Origin of the sequence: Mycobacterium kansasii ATCC 12478 (assembly GCF_000157895.3) — a bacterium.
In the GTDB taxonomy this organism is placed as follows: domain Bacteria; phylum Actinomycetota; class Actinomycetes; order Mycobacteriales; family Mycobacteriaceae; genus Mycobacterium; species Mycobacterium kansasii.
This window is the reverse complement of the sequence record NC_022663.1, coordinates 2,576,199-2,596,863: the sequence shown is the minus strand read 5'-3', so window position 1 is coordinate 2,596,863 and position 20,665 is coordinate 2,576,199. Positions and strand designations below refer to the sequence as shown.

Sequence of the window (20,665 nt, the reverse complement as noted above, 5' to 3'; positions counted from 1 at the left end):
CGTTTGAGGAAATGTCGGCAACTACCACCCCCCGCGGCGTCGCTAGGTCGGCATTCTATCTACCGCACGTCTAATAAATCCGCCGTTTTTAGTCGATTGGTATGGTAACTGTGGCCTCTAGCCGAGTATTAGTTTTTGCCGTATAAGCGGTCCGGCTTCCCGCCCTTGAAACGTCGCGAAATAGTGACCGTAAGAATCTGTCGCCAAGATCGACGTTCGCGCAGCCGGAGGCGGTCGGAACCCGATAACGGCCGACGGGATCGGCGCGGTGGACAGGACTGCCGCCGGTCGAAAACATCGGCAAAGCGTCTACAGTTCGAAGCGCGATGACGATCGATGTGTGGATGCAGCACCCGACCCAGCGGTTCCTGCGCAGCGACATGTTGGCCTCGCTTCGGCGCTGGACCGGTGGGTCCATACCCGATACCGAAATCCCAATCGCGGCAACCCTTGCAGCAATGGACGCAGCCGACGTCGACCTCGGCGTGCTCAGCGCGTGGCGTGGTCCCAACGGCCTGGACCTGATTTCCAACGATGAGGTCGCCGCATGGGTCGCCGCGCACCCGGACAGGTTTGCCGGCTTGGCCACGGTCGACCTGGACCGTCCGATGGCGGCGGTTCGGGAACTGCGGCGCCGAGTGCGCGACGACGGTTTCGTCGGTCTGCGAGTGGTGCCCTGGCTGTGGAACGCGCCGCCCACCGACCGTCGCTACTACCCGTTGTTCGCCGAGTGCGTGGAGCTGGCCATGCCGTTCTGTACCCAGGTCGGCCACACCGGCCCACTGCGGCCATCGGAAACCGGACGCCCGATTCCCTACATCGATCAGGTGGCGCTGGACTTCCCTGAGCTGGTGATCGTGTGCGGGCATGTCGGCTATCCGTGGACCGAGGAGATGGTCGCGGTGGCCCGCAAGCACGAAAACGTCTACATCGACACCTCCGCCTACACCATCAAGCGGCTGCCGCACGAACTGGTGAGCTTCATGAAAACCGGTACCGGACAACGCAAAGTCCTGTTCGGCACCAACTATCCGATGATCGCCCACCCGCATGCCCTGACGGGCCTCGACGAATTGGGTCTCAGCGACGACGGCCGACGAGACTTCCTGCACCGCAACGCCGAACGCGTCTTCACAGGGCTGACCCGAGGAAAGGTGGAAACATGAACGGCGCCGAGGCACTGATCAACACCTTGGTCGACGGCGGTGTCGACGTGTGCTTCGCCAATCCGGGCACTTCGGAGATGCACTTCGTGGCCGCACTCGACACCGTTCCGCAAATGCGAGGCATATTAACGCTTTTCGAAGGTGTGGCGACCGGTGCGGCCGACGGCTACGCGCGTATCGCGGACCGGCCGGCGGCGGTGCTGCTGCACTTGGGGCCCGGGCTGGGCAACGGTCTGGCCAACCTGCACAACGCGCGTCGCGCGCGGGTGCCGATGGTGGTCATCGTCGGTGACCACGCGACCTATCACAAGAAATACGACGCCCCTTTGGAATCCGACATCGATGCGCTGGCGGGCACGGTGTCGGGATGGGTGCGCCGCACGCAGGCCGCCGCTGGCGTCGGAATCGATACCGCCGACGCGGTCGCCGCCACCCGGTTGGGCCCGCAGATCTCGACGCTGATCCTGCCCGCCGATGCCTCCTGGTCGGAGGGCGCCGCGCCGGCTGCACCGGTTCTGGGGCGGCCGGCGCCGGCCGGTAAGGACCTGGTGTCGGTGGCCGACGTATTGCGCTCCGGAGAACCCGTGATGTTGCTGATCGGCGGGGACGCCACCCGCGGCCCGGGGTTGGCCGCGGCCGCGCGGATCGCCGAGGCCACCGGGGCGCGCTGGCTGTGCGAGACGTTTCCGACCCGGCTGGAGCGCGGCGCCGGCGTGCCCGCCGTGGAGCGCCTCGCATATTTCGCGGAAGCCGCGACGGCGCAGTTGGACGGGTCCAAGCATCTGGTGCTGGCCGGCGCCAAATCGCCGGTGTCGTTTTTCGCCTACCCAGGCATGCCCAGCGATCTGGTGCCGGCGGGATGCGCCGTGCATCTGCTCGCCGAGCCCGGGGGAGCGGCGGACGCCCTGGTCGCACTGGCCGACGAGTTGGCACCCGGCACCAGCGCGCCGGTGGCGGCCGCGTCGCGTCCGCAACTTCCGACGGGTCCGCTCACGTCGGCGTCGGCGGCCGAAGTGATCGGCGCGCTGATGCCCGATCGGGCGATCGTCGTCGACGAATCCACCACTTCGGGTCTGATGCTGCCACAAGCCACCGCCGGGGCGCCGGCCCATGACTGGCTGACGCTGACCGGCGGGGCAATCGGCTACGGCATCCCGGCGGCGGTGGGTGCCGCGGTCGCCGCTCCCGATCGTCCGGTGCTGTGCCTGCAATCCGACGGGTCGGCGATGTACACGATTTCGGGGTTGTGGACCCAGGCGCGGGAAAACCTCGACATCACCACCGTCATCTACAACAACGGCGCCTATGACATCCTGCGAATCGAATTGCAGCGCGTCGGCGCCGGATCCGCTCCCGGACCCAAGGCGCTGAACCTTCTCGACATCTCGCCCCCCAGAATGGATTTCGTCAAGATGGCCGAGGGCATGGGTGTTCCGGCGCGGCGGGTCACCACCTGTGAGGAGTTCGCCGACGCCCTGCGTTCCGCCGTCGCCGAACCCGGACCGCACCTGATCGACGCGCTGGTGCCGTCACTGTTGGGATAACAGCGGACGGCATCGGCACGGGACTCGTCACTGCCCGGTCAGCCCGCGAAAATGGTTGACGAGCCAATCTGTCATCCGGTTGAGCACATCCACTCCGCTGTCGAACTTCGCTGTCCGGGCTGCCAACGCCACGCCCGCATACCCGGATTCGGTAGGGAAGAACCCGAATTGCCGTACCAGATAGTCACCGTCGCTGCCCGGTCCCCAACCGCCTTTTGCGGCAACACTTTTGTCAGCCAGCCCCCAGCGATGATCGCTGCAGAGCTGGCGCATCAAATCGGTGACGCCGACGGCGTCGGCGAGACCGGGCAAATGCGCCGCGAACTGTGCTTGCCTGTCCAGCGGCCACCGCGTTTGCCCGAATGCCGTGAACCCCGGCCGGAGCCGCCGGGGTTCGACCACGGTGTCCGCGTCGCCGGCCTCTCGGAGCACGGTTTGCACCCGCCGCGCCGCGTCGGGTGGATCTCCCAGTTGCAACCACAGCAACTCCGCGGCGACATTGTCCGATTCGGTGATTGCCTTGACCGCAAGGTCTTTCGCACGGCTGCGGTCATGACGTAGAGCAGCGATCGCCAACGGAACTTTGATCGTTGACCAAGCAACGCCGGTCGACCATCGGCCCAACGTATACGTCTCGGTTCGACCCGGTGCGGCGACGGCAAGCCCGATCACCCCGGGCACGGCGGCAGCGAATTTTTCGAAGCTCTGGTCGAGTTCCGGGTTCCGCTCGCTGGTCATGGGCACCATTGTCGAAGGCGTACCTGCGAGTTGGCGACCCCCCGGGAACCGCCTATCGCCGTATCGGCCACACCGGATCACCGCAGTCGACACCGTCTGCCGAAAGTTGGCGCTTGAGCACCTTGAAGGTCATGGTGCGGGGCAGCGTCGCGCTCACCCGGACGTACGACGGCCACTGCTTGGGCCCGAGGTCGGGCTGTTCGGCCAGAAAAGCCCGGAACGAGTCGACGTCGAAGTCGACGCCGGACGCCATCACCACCGCCGCCATCACCTGGTCACCGACCACCGGATCGGGTACCGGATAAACCGCTACCTCGACGACTCCGGGGTAACGCAGCAGCACCCGTTCGATCGGTGCCGTGCCGAGATTCTCTCCGTCGACTCGCATCCAATCACCCAGCCGCCCAGCGAAATAGGCATAGCCGGCTGCATCGCGGTAGGCCAGGTCGCCGCTGTGGTAGACGCCGCCGGCCATGCGCTCGGCGGAGGCGGCGTCGTCGTTGTAGTAGCCCTCGAAGCGACCGGGACCGGCGATGTTGACCAACTCGCCGACGACGCCCGGTGGGCACTGTTCGCCGGTCTCGGGGTCGACGATCCGAATACCCTCCGGCAGCGGTCCGAGCGCACCGGCCGGAGTGCCGGGTGTGCGGCTGATCGCCACGCCGCCTTCGGTCGAGCCGAATCCGTCGATGACCACACAGCCGAATCGGCGCGCGAACCGCTCGACGTCGCCGGGCACCCCTTCGTTGCCGTACACGGCCCGCAGCGGGTTATCGGCGTCGTCGGGCTGCTCGGGTGTGGCAAGCACGTAAGACAACGGTTTGCCGACGTAGTTGGCGTAGGTCGCGCCGTAGCGGCGCACGTCCATCATGAAGCCGGAGGCAGAAAACTTACGGCGCAACGCCATTGACCCTTGGCACGCCAGCGCCACCGCCCATCCGACCAGGACCGCGTTGGAATGGAACAACGGCATCGACACGTAGCAGACGTCGTCGCGGCCCAGGCCGAAGCGCTGGGTCATGGTCACCCCGGCGATCGCCACCTTGCTGTGACTGCACTTCACTGCCTTCGGGTCACCGCTGGTGCCAGAGGTGTATATCAACATGAAAGTGTCTGTGGGTGAGGCGGATTGGAAACAGAAGTCGGCATCGTGTTGAGCCGCGACCTCTTCGGCCCATTCGGCGGAATCCACATTGACGTGGTCCAGATCACCAAGCGGCGCAACAGATTCCGAGTCAGCGAGCACGAGCTGACAGTCGGCGTGCCGGATGTCGCGGGCCAGCGCCGCGCCGCGGCGCACCGGATTGAGGCCCACCGGAACGATGCCCGACATCCCGGCCGCCACCAGCATCGCCGAGAAGAATGGGGTGTTCTGCAGCAACACCCCGACATGCGGCGGACGCCCGGGGTCCAGACGCTCACGCAGCGCTGCCGCGATAGCGGCACCGTGCCGTAGGTGATCACGCCAACTGGTGAACGAGTCCTCGAAATAAACTCCCCGGTCGGCGATGTCGACCAACGGCACGAGCAGTTGGGTGACGGTCGGGTCAGTGCTCAATGCGTCGGATTCCTCGTCTCGAGCGTGACGCCGCAGTCACGTTCGCATCCCACCGTGACGCTACAGTCACGACTAAGCGGGAGTCTCTGCCAGCTCACGCCCGATCTGGCGTAGCTGCCTGGTGGCACCGCCCAGGGCGAACTCGGTCTCCTTGGCTGCCAAAAAGTATCGATGCACCGGGTGATCGGTGTCGACACCGACACCGCCGTGCACGTGCACGATCGTGTGCGCCACCCGGTGCCCGGCGTCGGCGGCCCAGAACGCGGCCGAGGCGACGTCCAGCTCGGCCGGCAGATCTTCGGCGACCTTCCAGGCCGCCTGGGTCAGCGTCAGCCGCAGCCCTTTGACGTCGATGTAACCGTCGGCCAGCCGTTGCCCCACCGCCTGGAAGCTCCCGATCGGACGGTCGAATTGCTCTCGGGTGCGGGCATATTCGGCTGTCATCTGCAATCCGCGCTCGAGGACGCCGAGCTGAAATGCGCTGCGGCCCAAGGCATACATCGTGCGCAACCAGCTAAGGGCATCGCCGTGGGCGACCAGACGCGACCCGTCCACCGTCACACCATCCAGGGCCAGATGCCCGACGCTGCCCAGGCCGGTGGTCTGCAGGGCGGTCACGCTCACCCCCGGGTCGTCGGCTGCGACCAGCAAAACGACAGTGCCGGAGTCGGTTTCGACGGGAACCAGGAAGGCGTCGGCGACGGGCCCATAGCCCACCTGAGTGCGCGTGCCGGTGAGCCGGTAGCCCTCACCGGCCCGAACAGCCTGCACCGGACCCTCGCCCATCTCGCCGTCGAGCGCGACGGTCAAGATCTTCGACCCGCTGACCGCCGGCGCCCCCCAGCCCTGCTGCAGTTCCTCGGAGCCGAATCGGGCCAGCGCACCGGCGGCCAGCATCACCGACTCGAGATAGGGCACCGCGGCCAGCTGGTGCCCCAGCGCGACCAGCACCGCAACCTGCTCGAGCACCCCGAATCCGTCGCCACCCAGCGACGTTGCCGCCGCACTGGTCAGGATGTCGGCGCCGGCCAGCTTGTCCCACAGGTCGCGGTCGAACCGTTGCTCCAGCGCGTCCAGCTGTCGCTGATGCTGCGGGGTGCACACCGCGTCGACGATGGTGTCCACCAGACCGCCGAGGTCGGCCGCGGCTTCGGTTGTCGAGAAATCCATTGCTGTTTCAGTCCTTTCAGCGGCTGGCCCGGGGCAGGCCCAGCGCCACCATGCCGATGATGTCGCGCTGCACTTCGTTGGTACCGCCGCCGAAAGTCAGAATCAGGCACGCCCGGTGCATCCGCTCCACCCTGCCGCGCAGCAACACGCCCGGCGAATCCTGGCGCAGCGTCGCCGCGGTACCCAGCACCTCCATCAGCAGCCGGTAGGCCTCGGTGGCCAGCTCGGTCCCGAACACCTTGGCGGCCGAGGCATCGGCCGGCGACGGCGCCTCGTCCTGCGATGACGCCAGCTCCCAGTTGATCAGCTTGAGCACCTCGGCTTTGGCGTGCACCCGGGCCAGGTTGAGCTGCACCCACTCCGAATCGATGAGCCGCGCTCCGCTGGAATCCTTGGTGTTCTGCGCCCATTCGCGAACCTCGCGCAGGCACAGGAAGATCGGAGCCGACGACACCAGCGCGACCCGCTCGTGGTTGAGCTGGTTGGTCACCAGCTTCCAGCCGCCGTTCTCCTCGCCGACTCGGTTGGTCACCGGCACCCGCACGTCGGTGTAATAGGTGGCGCTGGTGTCTGGGCCGGCCATGGTGTGCACCGGCGTCCAGGAGAACCCGTCGGCGGTCGTCGGCACGATCAGCACCGAGATGCCCCGGTGCTTCTTCGCTTCGGTGTTGGTGCGCACGGCCAGCCAGACGTAGTCGGCGTAGGCGATCAGGCTGGTCCACATCTTCTGCCCGTTGATCACGTAGTCGTCGCCGTCGCGGACGGCGGTGGTGCGCAGGTTCGCCAGGTCGGTGCCGGCGCCAGGCTCGGAGTAGCCGATCGAGAAATGTAGATTCCCCGCAGCAATGCGCGGCAGGAAGAACTTCTTCTGCTCGTCGGTGCCGTAGGCCATGATGGTCGGCGCGACGCTGTTGATCGTCAGGAACGGCACCGGTGCACCTGCCAGTGCCGCCTCGTCGGCGAATATCAGCGAGTCCATCGGCGAGCGGTCCTGGCCGCCGTACTCCTTGGGCCAGTTCAGGGTGAGCCAGCCGTCCTTGCCCATCTGAGCGACCGTCTCCCGGTACACATTCCCGACGCCGATTTCGCCCCCGATCGAGCTCAGCGCCTCGCGCCGCTCCGGCGTCATCAAGGTGGTGAAGTACGACCGCAGTTCGCGGCGCAGCTCTTCCTGCTCAGGTGTGTAACTGATGCGCATTCCTGCCGCCTCCGGTCAAATGTCGTGCACATAATGCCGTCACCGGCCGCCTAAACGGCCGCCTAAACGGGCGCCTGAACGGGCGCGAACGGCTACCCATCCGTTCTCCCGGTTGTAACACGTTCTAGTCTGGGAATCCAGCGACCGTTTCGTCAGAGGCGCCACAGCCCTATGGTGGTGCTACAGAGTGATCAGGAAAAGCGCCAGCTTCAGGGAGGATGCCGTGCGGGTAAAGGTGGACCGTGACCGGTGCGAGGGTAACGCGGTGTGCTTGGGAATTGCACCGGATATCTTCGACCTGGACGACGAGGACTATGCCGTCGTGAAGCTCGACCCCATTCCGCCGGACCGAGAGGCCCTGGCCGAGCAGGCGATCGCCGAATGTCCGCGGGCCGCCCTGCTCCGCGAGGACTAGGCCCCAGAACAACCCGAACAACCCGAACTAGAGGTATTCATAAATTGACTTGGGCCAACGATCTGTCCGGGAAGGTCGCGGTGGTCACCGGCGCGGCCGCGGGACTGGGCCGCGCCGAGGCGGTGGGGCTGGCCAGGCTCGGCGCTGTCGTCGTCGTCAACGACATCGGCGCCGCCCTGCACAACTCGGATGTCATCGACGAGATCAACGCAACCGGCGCCAAAGCGGTCGCGGTCGCCGGCGACATCAGCCAGCGCGCGACGGCCGACGAACTCGTAGCAACCGCAGACGGGCTGGGCGGGCTGGACATCGTGGTCAACAACGCCGGTATCACCCGAGACCGAATGTTGTTCAACATGTCCGACGAGGATTGGGACCAGGTCATCGCGGTACACCTGCGCGGCCATTTCCTCCTGACCCGTAACGCGGCCGCCTACTGGCGCGCGAAAGCCAAAGACACCCCGGACGGCTCGGTGTACGCCCGGCTGGTCAATACCTCCTCGGAGGCGGGGCTGGTCGGTCCCGCAGGGCAGGCCAACTACGGCGCGGCCAAGGCGGGCATCACCGCGCTCACCCTGTCCGCGGCGCGGGCGCTGGGCCGCTACGGCGTGCGCGCCAACGCAATCTGCCCGCGGGCCCGCACCGCGATGACCGCCGAGGTCTTCGGCGCCGAGCCCGAAATCGCAGAAGGTGAAATCGACCCGTTGTCACCGGAGCACGTGGTCAGCCTGGTCCAGTTTCTGGCATCGCCGGCGGCCGCGGAGGTCAACGGGCAATTGTTCATCGTCTACGGCCCGCAGGTGACGCTGGTGGCCGCGCCGACGGCCGAGCGGCGCTTCAGCGCGGGCGGCTCGGCGTGGGAGCCCGCGCAGCTGAGTGACACACTGCGGGACTACTTTGCTGGCCGAGAGCCGGACCGTAATTTTTCGGCTACCGGTCTGATGGCACAGTAGGGGCCCGACGACGGCCGGGGGGCTCGTCGTGCCCCGCTTCGGCGGTTAGAACCTGTGTCAGAATGACCGCACGAGAAAGGGTTTAACCAGCCAAATTAACGCAGGTTATGCAAAGTGCTGTTCATTGACACGGCGAAGTCGTTCTGGGTTAATATGAGCCGGCTCGCCAGGAGCCGCATCCAGCCCCTGCTCGGGCTCAGGGGACACATCGGCTTCGCCGCCTAGCAGACGGGGGAACCAGGTTGATTCAACAGCTTGCGGTTCCGGCCCGGGCCGTCGGCGGGTTCTTCGAAATGTCGATCGATACTGGCCGTGCTGCCCTCCGGCGTCCGTTTCAATTCCGCGAGTTCCTCGATCAGACCTGGATGGTTGCCCGGGTATCACTGGTCCCCACCCTGCTGGTCTCCATCCCGTTCACGGTGCTCGTGGCCTTCACCCTCAACATCCTGCTGCGTGAGATCGGTGCGGCCGACCTCTCCGGCGCCGGAACGGCATTCGGCACCATCACCCAGCTGGGCCCGGTGGTGACCGTGCTGGTGGTGGCCGGCGCCGGCGCCACAGCTATCTGCGCCGACCTGGGCGCCCGCACCATCCGCGAAGAGATCGACGCGATGCGGGTACTGGGCATCGACCCGATCCAACGCCTGGTCGTGCCAAGGGTTTTGGCGTCGACGCTGGTCGCGTTGCTGCTCAACGGGCTGGTGTGCGCCATCGGTTTGTCCGGTGGCTATGTGTTCTCCGTCTTCCTGCAGGGGGTCAACCCCGGTGCCTTCATCAACGGGCTGACCGTGCTGACCGGCCTGCGGGAGTTGATCTTGGCCGAAGTCAAAGCGCTGCTGTTCGGCGTGATGGCCGGACTGGTCGGCTGTTACCGTGGCCTGACCGTCAAGGGCGGGCCCAAGGGCGTCGGCAACGCGGTCAACGAAACCGTCGTCTACGCGTTCATCTGCCTGTTCGTGATCAATGTGGTGATGACGGCCATCGGCGTACGAATCTCGGCGAAGTAACACATGAAGGAAAGCAAGCGATGGTGATGAAGCGATGAGCTATGACGTCACTATCCGCTTCCGCCGATTCATGTCCCGGCTGCAGGAGCCGGTGGACAGTTTCGGCGAGCAGGCACTGTTCTACGGCGAAACCGTGCGCTACATCCCCAACGCCATCACCCGATACCGCAAAGAGACCATCCGGTTGGTCGCCGAGATGACCCTGGGTGCGGGCGCGCTGGTCATGATCGGCGGCACGGTCGGCGTGGCGGCCTTCCTGACCCTGGCCTCCGGCGGCGTCATCGCGGTCCAGGGCTACTCGTCGCTGGGCAACATCGGGATCGAGGCGCTCACCGGATTCCTCTCGGCGTTTTTGAACGTGCGCGTCGTCGCACCGGTGATCGCCGGCATCGCCCTGGCGGCCACCATCGGCGCCGGCGCCACCGCCCAGCTGGGCGCCATGCGGGTGTCCGAGGAGATCGACGCTGTCGAATGCATGGCGGTCCACTCGGTCTCGTACCTGGTGTCGACCCGGTTGATCGCCGGCCTGGTCGCCATCATTCCGCTGTATTCGCTGTCGGTGCTGGCCGCGTTCTTCGCCGCCCGCTTCACCACGGTGTTCATCAACGGGCAGTCCAAAGGCCTTTACGACCACTACTTCAACACCTTCCTGATCCCGTCTGACCTGCTGTGGTCGTTCCTGCAGGCGATTGTGATGTCGATCGCGGTGATGCTGGTGCATACCTATTACGGCTACAACGCCAGCGGCGGCTCGGTCGGCGTCGGCATCGCCGTCGGTCAGGCGGTGCGGACGTCGCTGATCGTGGTGGTGGTCATCACCCTGTTCATCTCGCTCGCCGTGTACGGCGCGTCCGGCAACTTCAACCTCTCTGGATAAGGACTCGATAGGACCATGGCGGGCGGATCGCGACGCACCAGCGTGCGGGTGGCGGCAGCGCTGCTGGCCGGCCTGATGGTGGGGTCGGCCGTCCTGACCTACCTGTCCTATACCGCGGCCTTCACCTCGACCGACACCGTCATCGTGTCCGCGCCGCGGGCCGGGCTGGTGATGGAGAAGGGCGCCAAGGTCAAGTTCCGCGGCGTCCAGGTCGGCACCGTCGAGGACATCACCTATAGCGGTGACCAGGCACGGCTGCGACTGGCCATCAGAAGCGGCGAGATGCATTTCATCCCGTCCAACGCGACGGTTCGCATTGCCGGCAATACCATTTTCGGGGCCAAGTCAGTGGAGTTCGAACCGCCCAAGACTGCGCCGTCGCCCACGTCGCTGCGCCCCAACGCGCATGTCGAGGCACCCCAGGTGCAGCTGGAGGTCAACACGCTGTTCCAGTCGCTCATCGACCTGCTGCACAAGATCGACCCGGTCGAATTGAACGGAACGCTCAGCGCGCTGTCCGAGGGCCTGCGCGGCCACGGCGACGACCTCGGCGCGCTGTTGTCGGGGCTGAATACGCTGACGCGCCAAGCGAATCCGAAGCTGCCCACCCTGCAGGAGGATTTCCGCAAGGCGGGCATCGTGACCAACGTCTACGCCGACGCCGCACCCGACCTCAACACCGTCTTCGACAGCCTTCCCACCATCAACAAGACGCTGGTGGACAAGCAGAAGGACCTGAACACCACGCTGCTGGCCACGATCGGCCTGGCCAACAACGCCTACGAAACGCTGGAGCCCGCCGAGCAGAACTTCATCGACGCCATCAACCGGTTGCGGGCCCCGCTCAAGGTGCTCTCCGACTACTCGCCGGAATTCGGCTGCCTGTTCAAGGGAATCGGGCGCGGTATCAAAGAATTCGCGCCGTTGATCGGGGTCCGCAAGGCGGGCCTGTTCACCTCGTCGAACTTCGTGCTGGGCGCGCCGGCCTACACCTACCCGGAGAGCCTGCCGATCGTCAACGCCTCCGGCGGGCCGAACTGCCGTGGTTTGCCCGACATCCCGACCAAGCAGAACGGCGGGTCGTTCTACCGCGCGCCGTTCCTGGTCACCGACAACGCCTACATCCCGTACGAGCCGTTCACCGAGGTGCAGGTTGACGCGCCGTCGACCTTGCAGTTCTTGTTCCATGGGGCCTTCGCGGAACGGGACGACTTCTGATGGCGGACGGGGGCATGCCGTCGCATCGCTCGATGGTGATCAAGGTCAGCATCTTCGCGCTGGCGATGTTGCTGGTGGCCGCGGCGCTGGTGGTGGTCTTCGGCGATTTCCGGTTCGGCCCGAAAGCCACCTACCACGCCACGTTCACCAACGCGTCCCGGTTGAAGGCCGGCCAGAAGGTGCGCATCGCCGGCATACCGGTCGGGGCGGTGTCGGGGGTCGCGCTGAACCCGGACAACACCGTTGACGTGACGTTCGGAGTCGACAAGCGCTACACGCTGTACTCGTCCACGCGTGCGGTGGTGCGGTACGAAAACCTGGTCGGCGACCGGTACCTGGAGATCACCTCCGGGCCCGGGGAACTGCGCAAGCTGCCGCCGGGCGGCACCATCAACGCCCAGCACACCCAGCCGGCATTGGACCTCGATGCGCTGCTGGGGGGACTGAAGCCGGTGCTCAAGGGCCTTGACGCGGACAAGGTCAACACGATCACCAGCGCGGTCATCGAGTTGCTGCAAGGCCAGGGTGGCGCGTTGTCCGACGTGCTCGGCGAAACCAGTGCCTTTTCGACGGCCCTGGGCCGGCGCGACCAGCTGATCGGTGACGCGATCACCAACCTCAACACGGTGCTGGCCACCGTCGACCAGAAGAGCGCTCAATTCTCGGCCAGCGTCGACCAGCTGCAACAGCTGATCACCGGGCTCGCCAACAACAAGGACGCGATAGCCGGGGCTATCCCGCCGCTGGCCTCGACGACGACCGATCTCACCGACCTGCTGAGAAATTCGCGCCGGCCGCTGCAGGGCATCCTGGAAAACGCCCGGCCGCTGGCCACCGAGCTCGATGACCGCAAGGCCGAGATCAACAACGACGTCGAGCAGCTGGGCGAGGATTACCTGCGGCTGGCCGCACTGGGCTCCTACGGGGCGTTCTTCAACATCTACTTCTGCACGGTGACGATCAAGATCAACGGCCCAGCCGGCAGCGACATCCTGATCCCGATGGGTGGCCAGCCGGATCCCAGCAAGGGAAGGTGCGCCTTTGCAAAATAACCAGCAAGATAGCAAGCCAAGCAGAAAACGCGATCGCGACCCGCTGCGCACCGGCATCTTCGGGGTGGTGCTGGTGGTCTGCGTCGTGCTGATCGCATTCGGCTACGCCGGGCTGCCCTTCATTCCCCAGGGCAAGACCTACGACGCCTACTTCACCGACGCGGGCGGCATCACGCCCGGCAACGCCGTCTACGTCTCGGGCTTCAAGGTGGGCAAGGTCTCGGAGGTGAGCCTGGCCGGTGACAGCGCCAAGATCACCTTCAGCGTGGACCGCAAGGTCGTCGTCGGCGACCAGTCGCTGGCCGCGATCCGGACCGACACCATCCTCGGCGAGCGGTCCATCTCGGTGACCCCGGCCGGCAGCGGGCATGCCACCACGATTCCTTTGAACCGCACCACCACGCCCTACACACTCAACGGCGCCCTCGAGGACCTGGGCCGCAACGCCAACGACCTGAACAAGCCCCAGTTCGAGCAGGCCTTGAAGGTGCTCACCGAGACGCTGCACGATGCCACCCCGCAGCTGCGCGGTGCGCTGGACGGCGTGACGTCGCTGTCGCGCACCCTGAACAGTCGCGACGAAGCGCTGCAGGGCCTGCTGGCGCACGCCAAGACGGTAACCGGGGTGTTGTCGCAGCGCGCCGCGCAGGTCAACAAGCTGATCGATGACGGCAACCAGCTGTTTGCCGCGCTCGACGAGCGCCGTGCCGCGCTGGGCGCGCTCATCTCCGGCATCGACGACGTCTCGGCGCAGATTTCCGGCTTCGTCGCCGACAACCGCCGAGAGTTCGGCCCGGCCCTCTCCAAGCTCAATCAGGTGCTGAGCAACCTCAACGAGCGCCGCGACTACATCACCGAAGCCCTCAAGCGGCTGCCGGCCTACGCGACCACGCTGGGTGAGGTCGTCGGATCCGGACCGGGATTCAACGTCAACGTCTTCAGTGCGATTCCGGCGCCGCTGATGGCCATGGTGTTCGACATGGTCTACCAGCCCGGCAAACTGCCGGACAGCTTCGCCGACTATCTGCGCGGGCTCATCCAGGAACGCTGGATCATCAGGCCGAAGTCACCATGACGACCGCCATACAGCGACGTTTCGGCCGCCGGGGCTTGCGCACCGTCACCATCATCGCGTTGGTCGCGGTGCTGGTGGGCGGTATCTACGTGCTGGCTTCGGTGGGCGGCAACGGCCGTAAGATCGTCGCGTACTTCACCTCCGCCGTCGGGCTCTACCCCGGCGACGAGGTCCGCATCCTCGGGGTTCCGGTCGGTACCGTCGACACCATCGAGCCGCGGCCGTCGGACGTCAAGATCACCATGTCGGTGTCCGAGGACGTCAAGATTCCCCACGACGCCCAGGCCGTCATCATGTCGCCGAACCTGGTGGCGGCGCGGTTCATTCAGCTCACCCCCGCCTACACCGGCGGCGCGGTGCTGCCCGACGGCGCCAGCATCGAGCTGTCCCGCACCGCGGTCCCGGTGGAGTGGGACGAGGTCAAGGAGGCGCTGACCCAACTGTCGGTCACGCTCAGTCCGGCGGCGGGGGAACTGCAGGGCCCCCTCGGTGCGGCGATCGACCAGGCCGCCGACACCCTCGACGGCAACGGCGACTCTTTCCACAAGGCGCTGCAGGAACTCTCGCAAGTCGCCGGGCGGCTGGGGGATTCGCGCAGCGACATATTCAGCACGGTCAAAAACCTGCAGGTGCTGGTCGACGCGCTGTCGCAGAGCAACGAACAGATCGTGCAGTTCGCCGGGCACGTGGCGTCGGTGTCGCAGGTGCTCGCCGACAGCTCACGCAATCTGGACCACACCCTGGGCACGCTCAACCAGGCACTCTCCGATATCCGGGGCTTTCTGCACGAGAACAACTCGACCCTGATCGAAACGGTCGGCCAGCTGGGCGACCTTACCCAGACCTTGAGTAACCAGAGCGACAACATCGAGCAGGTGTTGCACGTGGCGGGTCCCGGTATCGCCAACTTCTACAACATCTACGACCCCGCGCAGGGCACCCTGAACGGTCTGCTGTCGATACCCAACTTCGCCAACCCCGTGCAATTCATCTGCGGCGGCTCGTTCGACACCCCCGCGGGAACTTCGGGACCCGACTACTACCGGCGCGCCGAATTGTGCCGTGAGCGCTTGGGACCGGTGCTGCGCCGGCTCACGGCGAATTACCCGCCGATCATGTTCCACCCGCTCAATACGATTACGGCCTACAAAGGCCAGGTCATCTACGACACTCCGGCCACCCAGGCCAAGGCCGAGACGCCGGTTCCGGAGTTGACCTGGATTCCGGCCAAGCCGGCGACACAGCCCGCGCCGGGCAACGCCACGGACCTGCAGAGCCTGCTTGTTCCGCAAGCGCCGGGCCCCCCGCCCGGGTACGGTCCGCTGCCGGGGCCGCCACCTGCCTCGGCTGCCGCCCCGGCTCCTGCGGCACCGCTGCCCGCCGAGCAGGGGGCCGGCCGATGAGACGAATCATGTTGCGCGCCGGTGTCTTTGCTGCGGGCACCACGCTGCTTGCGGGTTGTCAGTTCGGCGGGCTGAACTCGCTTCCGTTGCCCGGGACCGCCGGCCACGGCGACGGCGCATTCACGATCACCGCCGAGATGCCCGACGTTGCGACGCTGCCGCAGAACTCGCCGGTGATGGTGGACGACGTCACCGTCGGCAGTGTCGCCGGCATCGACGCCATGCAGCGGCCCGACGGATCCTTTTATGCCGCGGTGAAATTGGCCCTGGACAAGCAGGTGGTGCTGCCGTGCAACTCGACCGCCACGGTCGCCCAGACGTCGCTGCTGGGCTCGATGCACGTCGACCTGGTGCGGCCGGCGGACCATCCGACCGGCAGGCTGGGCGACGGCAACTGCCAGTCCATCCCGGAGTCCCGCACGGGCCGCGCGCCTACCACCGAGGAGGTGTTCGCCGCGCTCGGGGTGGTGGTCAACAAGGGCAATGTCGGTGCGCTGGAGGAGATCACCGACGAGACCTATCAAGCCGTGGCGGGCCGGCAGGGTCAGTTCAAAGACCTGATCCCCAGGCTCGCGGAATTGACTGCCGGACTCAACAAGCAGGTCAACGACATCATCAACGCGGTCGACGGGCTGAACAGATTCGCCGGAATCCTGGCGCGGGACAAGGACAACCTGGGCCGGGCGCTGGACACCTTGCCCGACGCGCTTCGGGTGCTCAACAAGAACCGCGCCAGCATCGTCGAGGCGTTCGCCGCACTGAAAAAGCTGGCCATGGTCACCTCGCACGTGCTGTCCAAGACCAAGACCGACTTCGCCGCGGACTTGAAAGACCTGTACTCGGTCGTGAAGGCGATCAACGACAACCGTAAGGAATTCGTCACCGCGCAGCAGCTGCTGCTCACCTTCCCGTTCCCCAACTTCGGCATCAAGCAGGCGGTGCGCGGCGACTATCTCAACGTGTTCACCACGTTCGACCTGACCCTGCGGCGTATCGGTGAGACGTTCTTCACCACGTCGTATGCACTGGACCCGAACATGGCGCACATGGACGAGGTGCTCAACCCGCCCGACTTCCTGACCGGGGAACTGGCCAACCTGTCCGGACAGGCGGCCGACCCGTTCAAGATTCCGCCCGGTACGGCTTCGGGTCAGTAAGGGTCAGTAAGGGTCAGTAAGCGTCGGTAAGGGGCAGTAGTGATGCGGAGATGATCGACAGACTCACCAGGATCCAGCTGGCCATCTTCGGGGTGATCACCGTCATCACCCTGGTGGTGATGGCCGTCTTCTACCTGCGGTTGCCGGCCACGTTCGGCCTCGGAACCTATGGTGTCAGCGCCGATTTCGTGGCCGGGGGTGGTTTGTACAAGAACGCCAACGTCACCTTCCGCGGTGTGCAAGTGGGGCGGGTGGAGTCGGTCGAGCTGAATCCGTCCGGCGTCACCGCCGAAATGCGGCTGAACAGCGGCACTCCGATTCCCTCGAACGTCACCGCCACCGTGAAGAGCGTGTCGGCCATCGGCGAGCAGTACGTCGACCTGGTGCCGCCCGCGAATCCGTCGCCGGCCAAGCTGCGCAACGGATCCAAGATCGAGCGCAAGAACACCCGGATCGGCCAGGACGTCGCCGATCTGCTGCACAAGGCCGAGGCGCTGGTCAACAGTCTCGGCGACACGCGGCTGCGGGAATTGCTGCACGAGGCCTTCACCGCCACCAACGGCACCGGTCCGGAGCTGGCCCGGCTGGTGGAATCGGCGCGGTTGCTGGTGGACGAGGCCAATACCAACTACCCGCAGGTCGCGCAGCTGATCGACCAGGCTGGTCCGTTCCTGCAGGCTCAAGTCCGTGCCGGCGCTGACATCAAGTCACTGGCCGACGGGCTGGCGCGGTTCACCGCCGAGCTTCGTGCGGCCGACCCGCGGCTGCGCGACACCCTGGCCACCGCTCCGGACGCGATCGACGAGGCCAACACGGCGTTCTCCGGTATCCGGCCCTCCTTCCCGGCGCTGGCGGCCAGCCTGGCCAACCTTGGGCGGGTGGGCGTGATCTATCACAAGTCGATCGAGCAGCTTCTGGTGGTGCTGCCGGCGCTGTTCGCCGCGCTCACCACCGCTGCCGGCGGGGTGCCTCAGGACGAGGGCGCCAAGCTGGACTTCAAGATCGACCTGAACGACCCGCCGCCATGCAACGTCGGCTTCATACCTCCGCCGCTGATCCGCTCGCCCGCCGACGAGGGACTGCGGGAAATCCCGACGGACATGTACTGCAAGACCGCCCAGAACGACCCCAGCACGGTGCGTGGCGCCCGGAACTACCCGTGCCAGGAGTTTCCCGGCAAGCGGGCACCGACGATCCAGTTGTGCCGCGACCCGAAGGGCTACGTGCCACTCGGCCGCAACCCGTGGCGCGGGCCGCCGGTTCCGTACGACACACCGGTAACCGATGGACTGAACGTGTTGCCGCCCAACAAGTTTCCCTACATTCCGCCGGACGCCGATCCGGACCCGGGCACGCCGATCGCCGGGCCACCGCCACCGGGTGTGGTCCCCGGTCCCGGACCGGCGCCGCACCAGCCGGCGCAGCCGGCGCCGCCGCCCAACGACAACGGCCCGCCGCCGCCCTTCACGTCGTGGATGCCGCCGGATTACCCACCGCAGCCACCGCTGCTTCCATACCCGAAGACGCTGCCGCCGCCGCCCCCGCCGGTGGGCACCGGACCGGAACCGCAAGCCAGCGGCCAGGCTTACACGACCTATGACCAGAGCACTGGAGTCTTCAAGGACCCGGCCGGCGGCACTGGTATCTTCGCGCCTGGCATCAACGGCGCGTCCAGCGCGGAGAATTGGGTGGACCTCATGCTTGCTCCGAAGGCTATGTAGTGGCACCACAGCAGCCGGGCGCGCAGCGGGTGCGCCGGCGGGCGTCTCGCGCGGCGGGTCCGGCTAAAGCCGCATCGAGCCAGCGTGAAGCAGCCGAAACCCCCGTCGAGGTCACGTCCATGGCCGAGCCGAAGCGGCCGGCCAAGCCGGTCACGGCGGTCAAGGCCCGGTCGGCGGTCCGGCCGCCGCCCCGGCGACGGGCCCGGGGCAGGCTGGTGGCCTGGATCTCGCTGGCCGCCGCGGTGGTGGTCATCGCCGCGCTGGGCTGGGGGGTGCTGGCCCTGGTCGGCCAGCACCGCGACGCCGACGCCGAGCAGGCCCGCGAACGACGCTTCGTCGACACCGCCACGCAGCTGGTGGTCAACATGTTCAGCTACACGCCGAACACCATCGACGAGGCCGTCAACCGATTCGTCAACAGCACCAGCGGTCCGCTGCGCGGGATGCTGAGCGCCAACAACAACGTCGACAACCTCAAAGGTCTGTTCCGCGCCACCAACGCCACGTCCGAGGCCGTCATCAACGGTGCCGCACTGGAAGGCATCGACACCGTCAGCGACAACGCTTCGGTGCTGGTTTCGGTACGGGTGACGGTTGCCGACATCGACGGCGTCAACAAGCCGTCCATGCCCTACCGGTTACGGGTCATCGTGCACGAGGACGAGACCGGACGGATGACCGGCTACGACCTGAAGTATCCCGACGGGGGCAACTGATGCGAATGCGGCCCGTATGGCGTGCGCTGGGTGCTGTTGCCGGTGTCCTGCTAGTCGCCGCGATCGTGGGACTGGCCGCGGCCGGTGGGTGGTTCTACTGGGACCGGGTCGAGACCACCGGCGAGCGGATTGCGCGGGCGGAGTTGCCGAAGGTGGCCGCCGACCAGATACCGAAGGTGTTCGCCTACGACTACCAGACGGTGGAACGCAGCCTCAACGACGCGTATCCGTTCTTGACGCCCGACTATCGCCAGGAGTTCAAGCGCAGCGCCAACGCGCAGATCATCCCGGAAGCCAAGAAGCGCGAGGTGGTGGTTCAGGCCAGTGTCGTCGGCGTGGGAGTGATGTCGGTGCAACGAAATTCGGCGTCGGTGATGGTGTACATGAACCGCACCGTGACCGACAAGTCGCGCCAGCCGCTCTACGACGGCAGCCGGCTGCGGGTGGACTACAAACGGATCGACGGCAAGTGGCTGATCGCCTACATCACGCCGATCTGAGCCCCGTCCTGAGCGATCGAGGCCGGAGCCGACGCAGCTGCGCGACCCGGAAAAATTATCTGTGACCTGGCGCACAATCTAGGCGTACCCTAGAGGCGTCTCTTGGAGAAGGGAGACGCAATGAAGGGTGCATATCGCGATCCGGTGGAACACTCCCGAACCACCCAACCGCATGCCGGTGAATCGTTTATCGACACGCTGTGGCTGCCGGGGTTGTTCCTCATCGTCCTCGGCGTGATCGGCCTGGCCGGGATTGTGGCTTCCCTGGCCTACAACCATCGCGAGCTGCTACTGACGCTGGGCTCGGCCGCGGCGGGTTTGCTGATCGCCGGTGGTTTGTTGATCATGGCCGAGCATCACCGGGTGCAACGCGTGGAGCGTCGGTGGCTGGCCGAACATCCGGACTACTGGCGTCAGCAACACCACGCTGTGTAGTTCCGGCTAGGGTACTCAGGCGCCCGTCGACAGCCGACGAGCGCACTGTCGATGCTCGCGCCCGCAGTCCTGCTGCTCCGTCGCCGGTCAGTAGCAGATCGCAATTTGGTTGCAGCGCAACGGGTACCGTTCGATCGGGCTGGGCGGCGGCCCCACCAGCTGGAGCGAGAACGGTTCCTTTTTCATGTCCGGCGCCAGACCACAGACCGCGCCATGCAAGGTGGTGTGCGTGCCGCTCATGTTCTCGTCGCTGAACGCATAGGTTTCGGTCGATGGCGCGGTGCTGCCGTCGGGGCATAACACGCCCTCTGCCTGGTTCACCTGGAAGGTCCACAGGACACTGGTCAGCCGAGCCCTGGCGCTGAAGTTCTGCAGCTTGTCGGCGCGGGTGATCTGTTGGGGCGTCGTGCTCGCGATATTGAGCGCACACTGGAACGCCCACGTGACCGGGTCGGAGTAGTCGTTCATGTTGCGCGTTCCGGACGGCTGGTCGCATAGTGCGGTGATGGTCCAGGTAACCCCGGAAACGCCGGCCTCACTGAAGGAGTAAGCACCGTCGGGCGGTGGCGCGACGGCATGGGCCGGTTCGCCTGATTCCAGCGCGGTCGCCAGTGCGACGGCTGAGACGATGCCCGCGCCGGCGGCCAGTCCGTGACGGATGTTCACGTCGCTTCCTCCTTGATCTTCTTCTCTGCCTACCGCGCTGCGGTGCTGCATCGAGTATCACAGCGTTTCGGCGGGAACACCATGGCTTCGCAACGC

At 66.2% G+C, this 20,665-nt stretch carries 20 protein-coding genes; 15 read left to right on the top strand and 5 right to left on the bottom strand.

Annotated features, from left to right (window positions below):
* Positions 1–326: 326 nt before the first annotated feature.
* Positions 327–1,166, top strand: coding sequence for an amidohydrolase family protein (locus tag MKAN_RS11165; RefSeq protein WP_023368344.1), 840 nt, complete (start codon positions 327–329; stop codon positions 1,164–1,166).
* Entirely contained in the window at positions 1,163–2,710 is a 1,548-nt protein-coding gene (locus tag MKAN_RS11160; RefSeq protein ID WP_023368342.1) for an acetolactate synthase large subunit, read from the top strand. The genes MKAN_RS11165 and MKAN_RS11160 overlap by 4 nt, the downstream gene beginning before the upstream one ends.
* 27 nt (positions 2,711–2,737) lie before the next feature.
* On the opposite strand, the gene MKAN_RS11155 is transcribed toward MKAN_RS11160, so the two are convergent.
* The 4 genes from MKAN_RS11155 to MKAN_RS11140 all read right to left on the bottom strand — a co-directional run bounded on the left by MKAN_RS11155 (position 2,738) and on the right by MKAN_RS11140 (position 7,374).
* On the bottom strand, positions 2,738–3,448 hold the full coding sequence (locus MKAN_RS11155; RefSeq protein ID WP_036395460.1) for a serine hydrolase: 711 nt from the start codon (positions 3,446–3,448) through the stop codon (positions 2,738–2,740).
* 52 nt (positions 3,449–3,500) lie between these two features.
* Complete coding sequence (fadD17, locus tag MKAN_RS11150) at positions 3,501–5,006, bottom strand: long-chain-fatty-acid--CoA ligase FadD17 (protein ID WP_023368338.1); 1,506 nt, start codon at positions 5,004–5,006, stop codon at positions 3,501–3,503.
* A 72-nt stretch (positions 5,007–5,078) separates the two neighbouring features.
* Positions 5,079–6,176 (bottom strand): acyl-CoA dehydrogenase family protein, encoded by a 1,098-nt coding sequence (locus tag MKAN_RS11145; protein ID WP_023368335.1) that lies wholly within the window; start codon positions 6,174–6,176, stop codon positions 5,079–5,081.
* Positions 6,177–6,192: 16 nt separating this feature from the next.
* Positions 6,193–7,374, bottom strand: a complete 1,182-nt coding sequence (locus MKAN_RS11140) for an acyl-CoA dehydrogenase (protein WP_023368333.1) — start codon at positions 7,372–7,374, stop codon at positions 6,193–6,195.
* 223 nt (positions 7,375–7,597) lie between these two features.
* Between MKAN_RS11140 and MKAN_RS11135 the strand changes: the two genes are divergently transcribed.
* From MKAN_RS11135 to usfY, 13 genes are all read left to right on the top strand, one after another.
* Entirely contained in the window at positions 7,598–7,789 is a 192-nt protein-coding gene (locus tag MKAN_RS11135; RefSeq protein WP_036395462.1) for a ferredoxin, read from the top strand.
* Positions 7,756–8,742 carry a 3-oxoacyl-ACP reductase gene (locus tag MKAN_RS11130; protein WP_080674064.1) on the top strand — a complete coding sequence of 329 codons (987 nt, stop codon included), beginning with the start codon at positions 7,756–7,758 and terminating at the stop codon, positions 8,740–8,742. The genes MKAN_RS11135 and MKAN_RS11130 overlap by 34 nt, the downstream gene beginning before the upstream one ends.
* A 242-nt stretch (positions 8,743–8,984) precedes the next feature.
* Positions 8,985–9,749 (top strand): MlaE family ABC transporter permease, encoded by a 765-nt coding sequence (locus MKAN_RS11125; protein WP_023368325.1) that lies wholly within the window; start codon positions 8,985–8,987, stop codon positions 9,747–9,749.
* 34 nt (positions 9,750–9,783) lie between these two features.
* On the top strand, positions 9,784–10,626 hold the full coding sequence (locus MKAN_RS11120) for an MlaE family ABC transporter permease (protein WP_023368324.1): 843 nt from the start codon (positions 9,784–9,786) through the stop codon (positions 10,624–10,626).
* Positions 10,627–10,641: 15 nt separating this feature from the next.
* Positions 10,642–11,844, top strand: a complete 1,203-nt coding sequence (locus MKAN_RS11115) for a virulence factor Mce family protein (RefSeq protein ID WP_023368322.1) — start codon at positions 10,642–10,644, stop codon at positions 11,842–11,844.
* On the top strand, positions 11,844–12,896 hold the full coding sequence (locus tag MKAN_RS11110) for an MCE family protein (protein WP_023368320.1): 1,053 nt from the start codon (positions 11,844–11,846) through the stop codon (positions 12,894–12,896). Before MKAN_RS11115 ends, MKAN_RS11110 begins: the two co-directional genes overlap by 1 nt.
* Positions 12,886–13,971: a virulence factor Mce family protein gene (locus tag MKAN_RS11105; protein WP_023368318.1), complete on the top strand. Its 1,086-nt coding sequence runs from the start codon at positions 12,886–12,888 to the stop codon at positions 13,969–13,971. Before MKAN_RS11110 ends, MKAN_RS11105 begins: the two co-directional genes overlap by 11 nt.
* Positions 13,968–15,374: a virulence factor Mce family protein gene (locus tag MKAN_RS11100; protein WP_023368316.1), complete on the top strand. Its 1,407-nt coding sequence runs from the start codon at positions 13,968–13,970 to the stop codon at positions 15,372–15,374. Before MKAN_RS11105 ends, MKAN_RS11100 begins: the two co-directional genes overlap by 4 nt.
* Complete coding sequence (locus MKAN_RS11095; protein WP_023368314.1) at positions 15,371–16,531, top strand: MCE family protein; 1,161 nt, start codon at positions 15,371–15,373, stop codon at positions 16,529–16,531. Before MKAN_RS11100 ends, MKAN_RS11095 begins: the two co-directional genes overlap by 4 nt.
* Before the next feature lie 50 nt (positions 16,532–16,581).
* A complete protein-coding gene (locus MKAN_RS11090) occupies positions 16,582–18,252 on the top strand; it encodes a virulence factor Mce family protein (protein WP_023368312.1) in 1,671 nt (556 codons plus the stop codon).
* On the top strand, positions 18,252–18,968 hold the full coding sequence (locus tag MKAN_RS11085; RefSeq protein ID WP_023368310.1) for a hypothetical protein: 717 nt from the start codon (positions 18,252–18,254) through the stop codon (positions 18,966–18,968). Before MKAN_RS11090 ends, MKAN_RS11085 begins: the two co-directional genes overlap by 1 nt.
* Before the next feature lie 5 nt (positions 18,969–18,973).
* The gene (locus MKAN_RS11080; RefSeq protein WP_371686086.1) at positions 18,974–19,468 is read left to right on the top strand and encodes a mammalian cell entry protein; all 495 of its coding nucleotides are present in this window, start codon (positions 18,974–18,976) and stop codon (positions 19,466–19,468) included.
* 120 nt (positions 19,469–19,588) lie between these two features.
* Positions 19,589–19,903, top strand: a complete 315-nt coding sequence (gene usfY, locus MKAN_RS11075) for a protein UsfY (protein WP_023368306.1) — start codon at positions 19,589–19,591, stop codon at positions 19,901–19,903.
* A gap of 87 nt (positions 19,904–19,990) precedes the next feature.
* On the opposite strand, the gene MKAN_RS11070 is transcribed toward usfY, so the two are convergent.
* The gene (locus MKAN_RS11070) at positions 19,991–20,569 is read right to left on the bottom strand and encodes a hypothetical protein (protein ID WP_023368304.1); all 579 of its coding nucleotides are present in this window, start codon (positions 20,567–20,569) and stop codon (positions 19,991–19,993) included.
* Positions 20,570–20,665: the final 96 nt, after the last annotated feature.

What these genes read in the sequence shown, in the direction of transcription:
- MKAN_RS11110 (WP_023368320.1), top strand. Translation starts at nt 11,844, where the DNA reads ATGGCGGACGGGGGCATGCCGTCGCATCGCTCGATGGTGATCAAGGTC.
- MKAN_RS11155 (WP_036395460.1), bottom strand. Translation starts at nt 3,448, where the DNA reads ATGACCAGCGAGCGGAACCCGGAACTCGACCAGAGCTTCGAAAAATTC.
- MKAN_RS11120 (WP_023368324.1), top strand. Translation starts at nt 9,784, where the DNA reads ATGAGCTATGACGTCACTATCCGCTTCCGCCGATTCATGTCCCGGCTG.
- MKAN_RS11160 (WP_023368342.1), top strand. Translation starts at nt 1,163, where the DNA reads ATGAACGGCGCCGAGGCACTGATCAACACCTTGGTCGACGGCGGTGTC.
- MKAN_RS11115 (WP_023368322.1), top strand. Translation starts at nt 10,642, where the DNA reads ATGGCGGGCGGATCGCGACGCACCAGCGTGCGGGTGGCGGCAGCGCTG.
- MKAN_RS11100 (WP_023368316.1), top strand. Translation starts at nt 13,968, where the DNA reads ATGACGACCGCCATACAGCGACGTTTCGGCCGCCGGGGCTTGCGCACC.
- MKAN_RS11140 (WP_023368333.1), bottom strand. Translation starts at nt 7,374, where the DNA reads ATGCGCATCAGTTACACACCTGAGCAGGAAGAGCTGCGCCGCGAACTG.
- MKAN_RS11145 (WP_023368335.1), bottom strand. Translation starts at nt 6,176, where the DNA reads ATGGATTTCTCGACAACCGAAGCCGCGGCCGACCTCGGCGGTCTGGTG.
- MKAN_RS11080 (WP_371686086.1), top strand. Translation starts at nt 18,974, where the DNA reads ATGCGGCCCGTATGGCGTGCGCTGGGTGCTGTTGCCGGTGTCCTGCTA.
- MKAN_RS11165 (WP_023368344.1), top strand. Translation starts at nt 327, where the DNA reads ATGACGATCGATGTGTGGATGCAGCACCCGACCCAGCGGTTCCTGCGC.
- MKAN_RS11090 (WP_023368312.1), top strand. Translation starts at nt 16,582, where the DNA reads ATGATCGACAGACTCACCAGGATCCAGCTGGCCATCTTCGGGGTGATC.
- MKAN_RS11130 (WP_080674064.1), top strand. Translation starts at nt 7,756, where the DNA reads ATGTCCGCGGGCCGCCCTGCTCCGCGAGGACTAGGCCCCAGAACAACC.
- usfY (WP_023368306.1), top strand. Translation starts at nt 19,589, where the DNA reads ATGAAGGGTGCATATCGCGATCCGGTGGAACACTCCCGAACCACCCAA.
- MKAN_RS11095 (WP_023368314.1), top strand. Translation starts at nt 15,371, where the DNA reads ATGAGACGAATCATGTTGCGCGCCGGTGTCTTTGCTGCGGGCACCACG.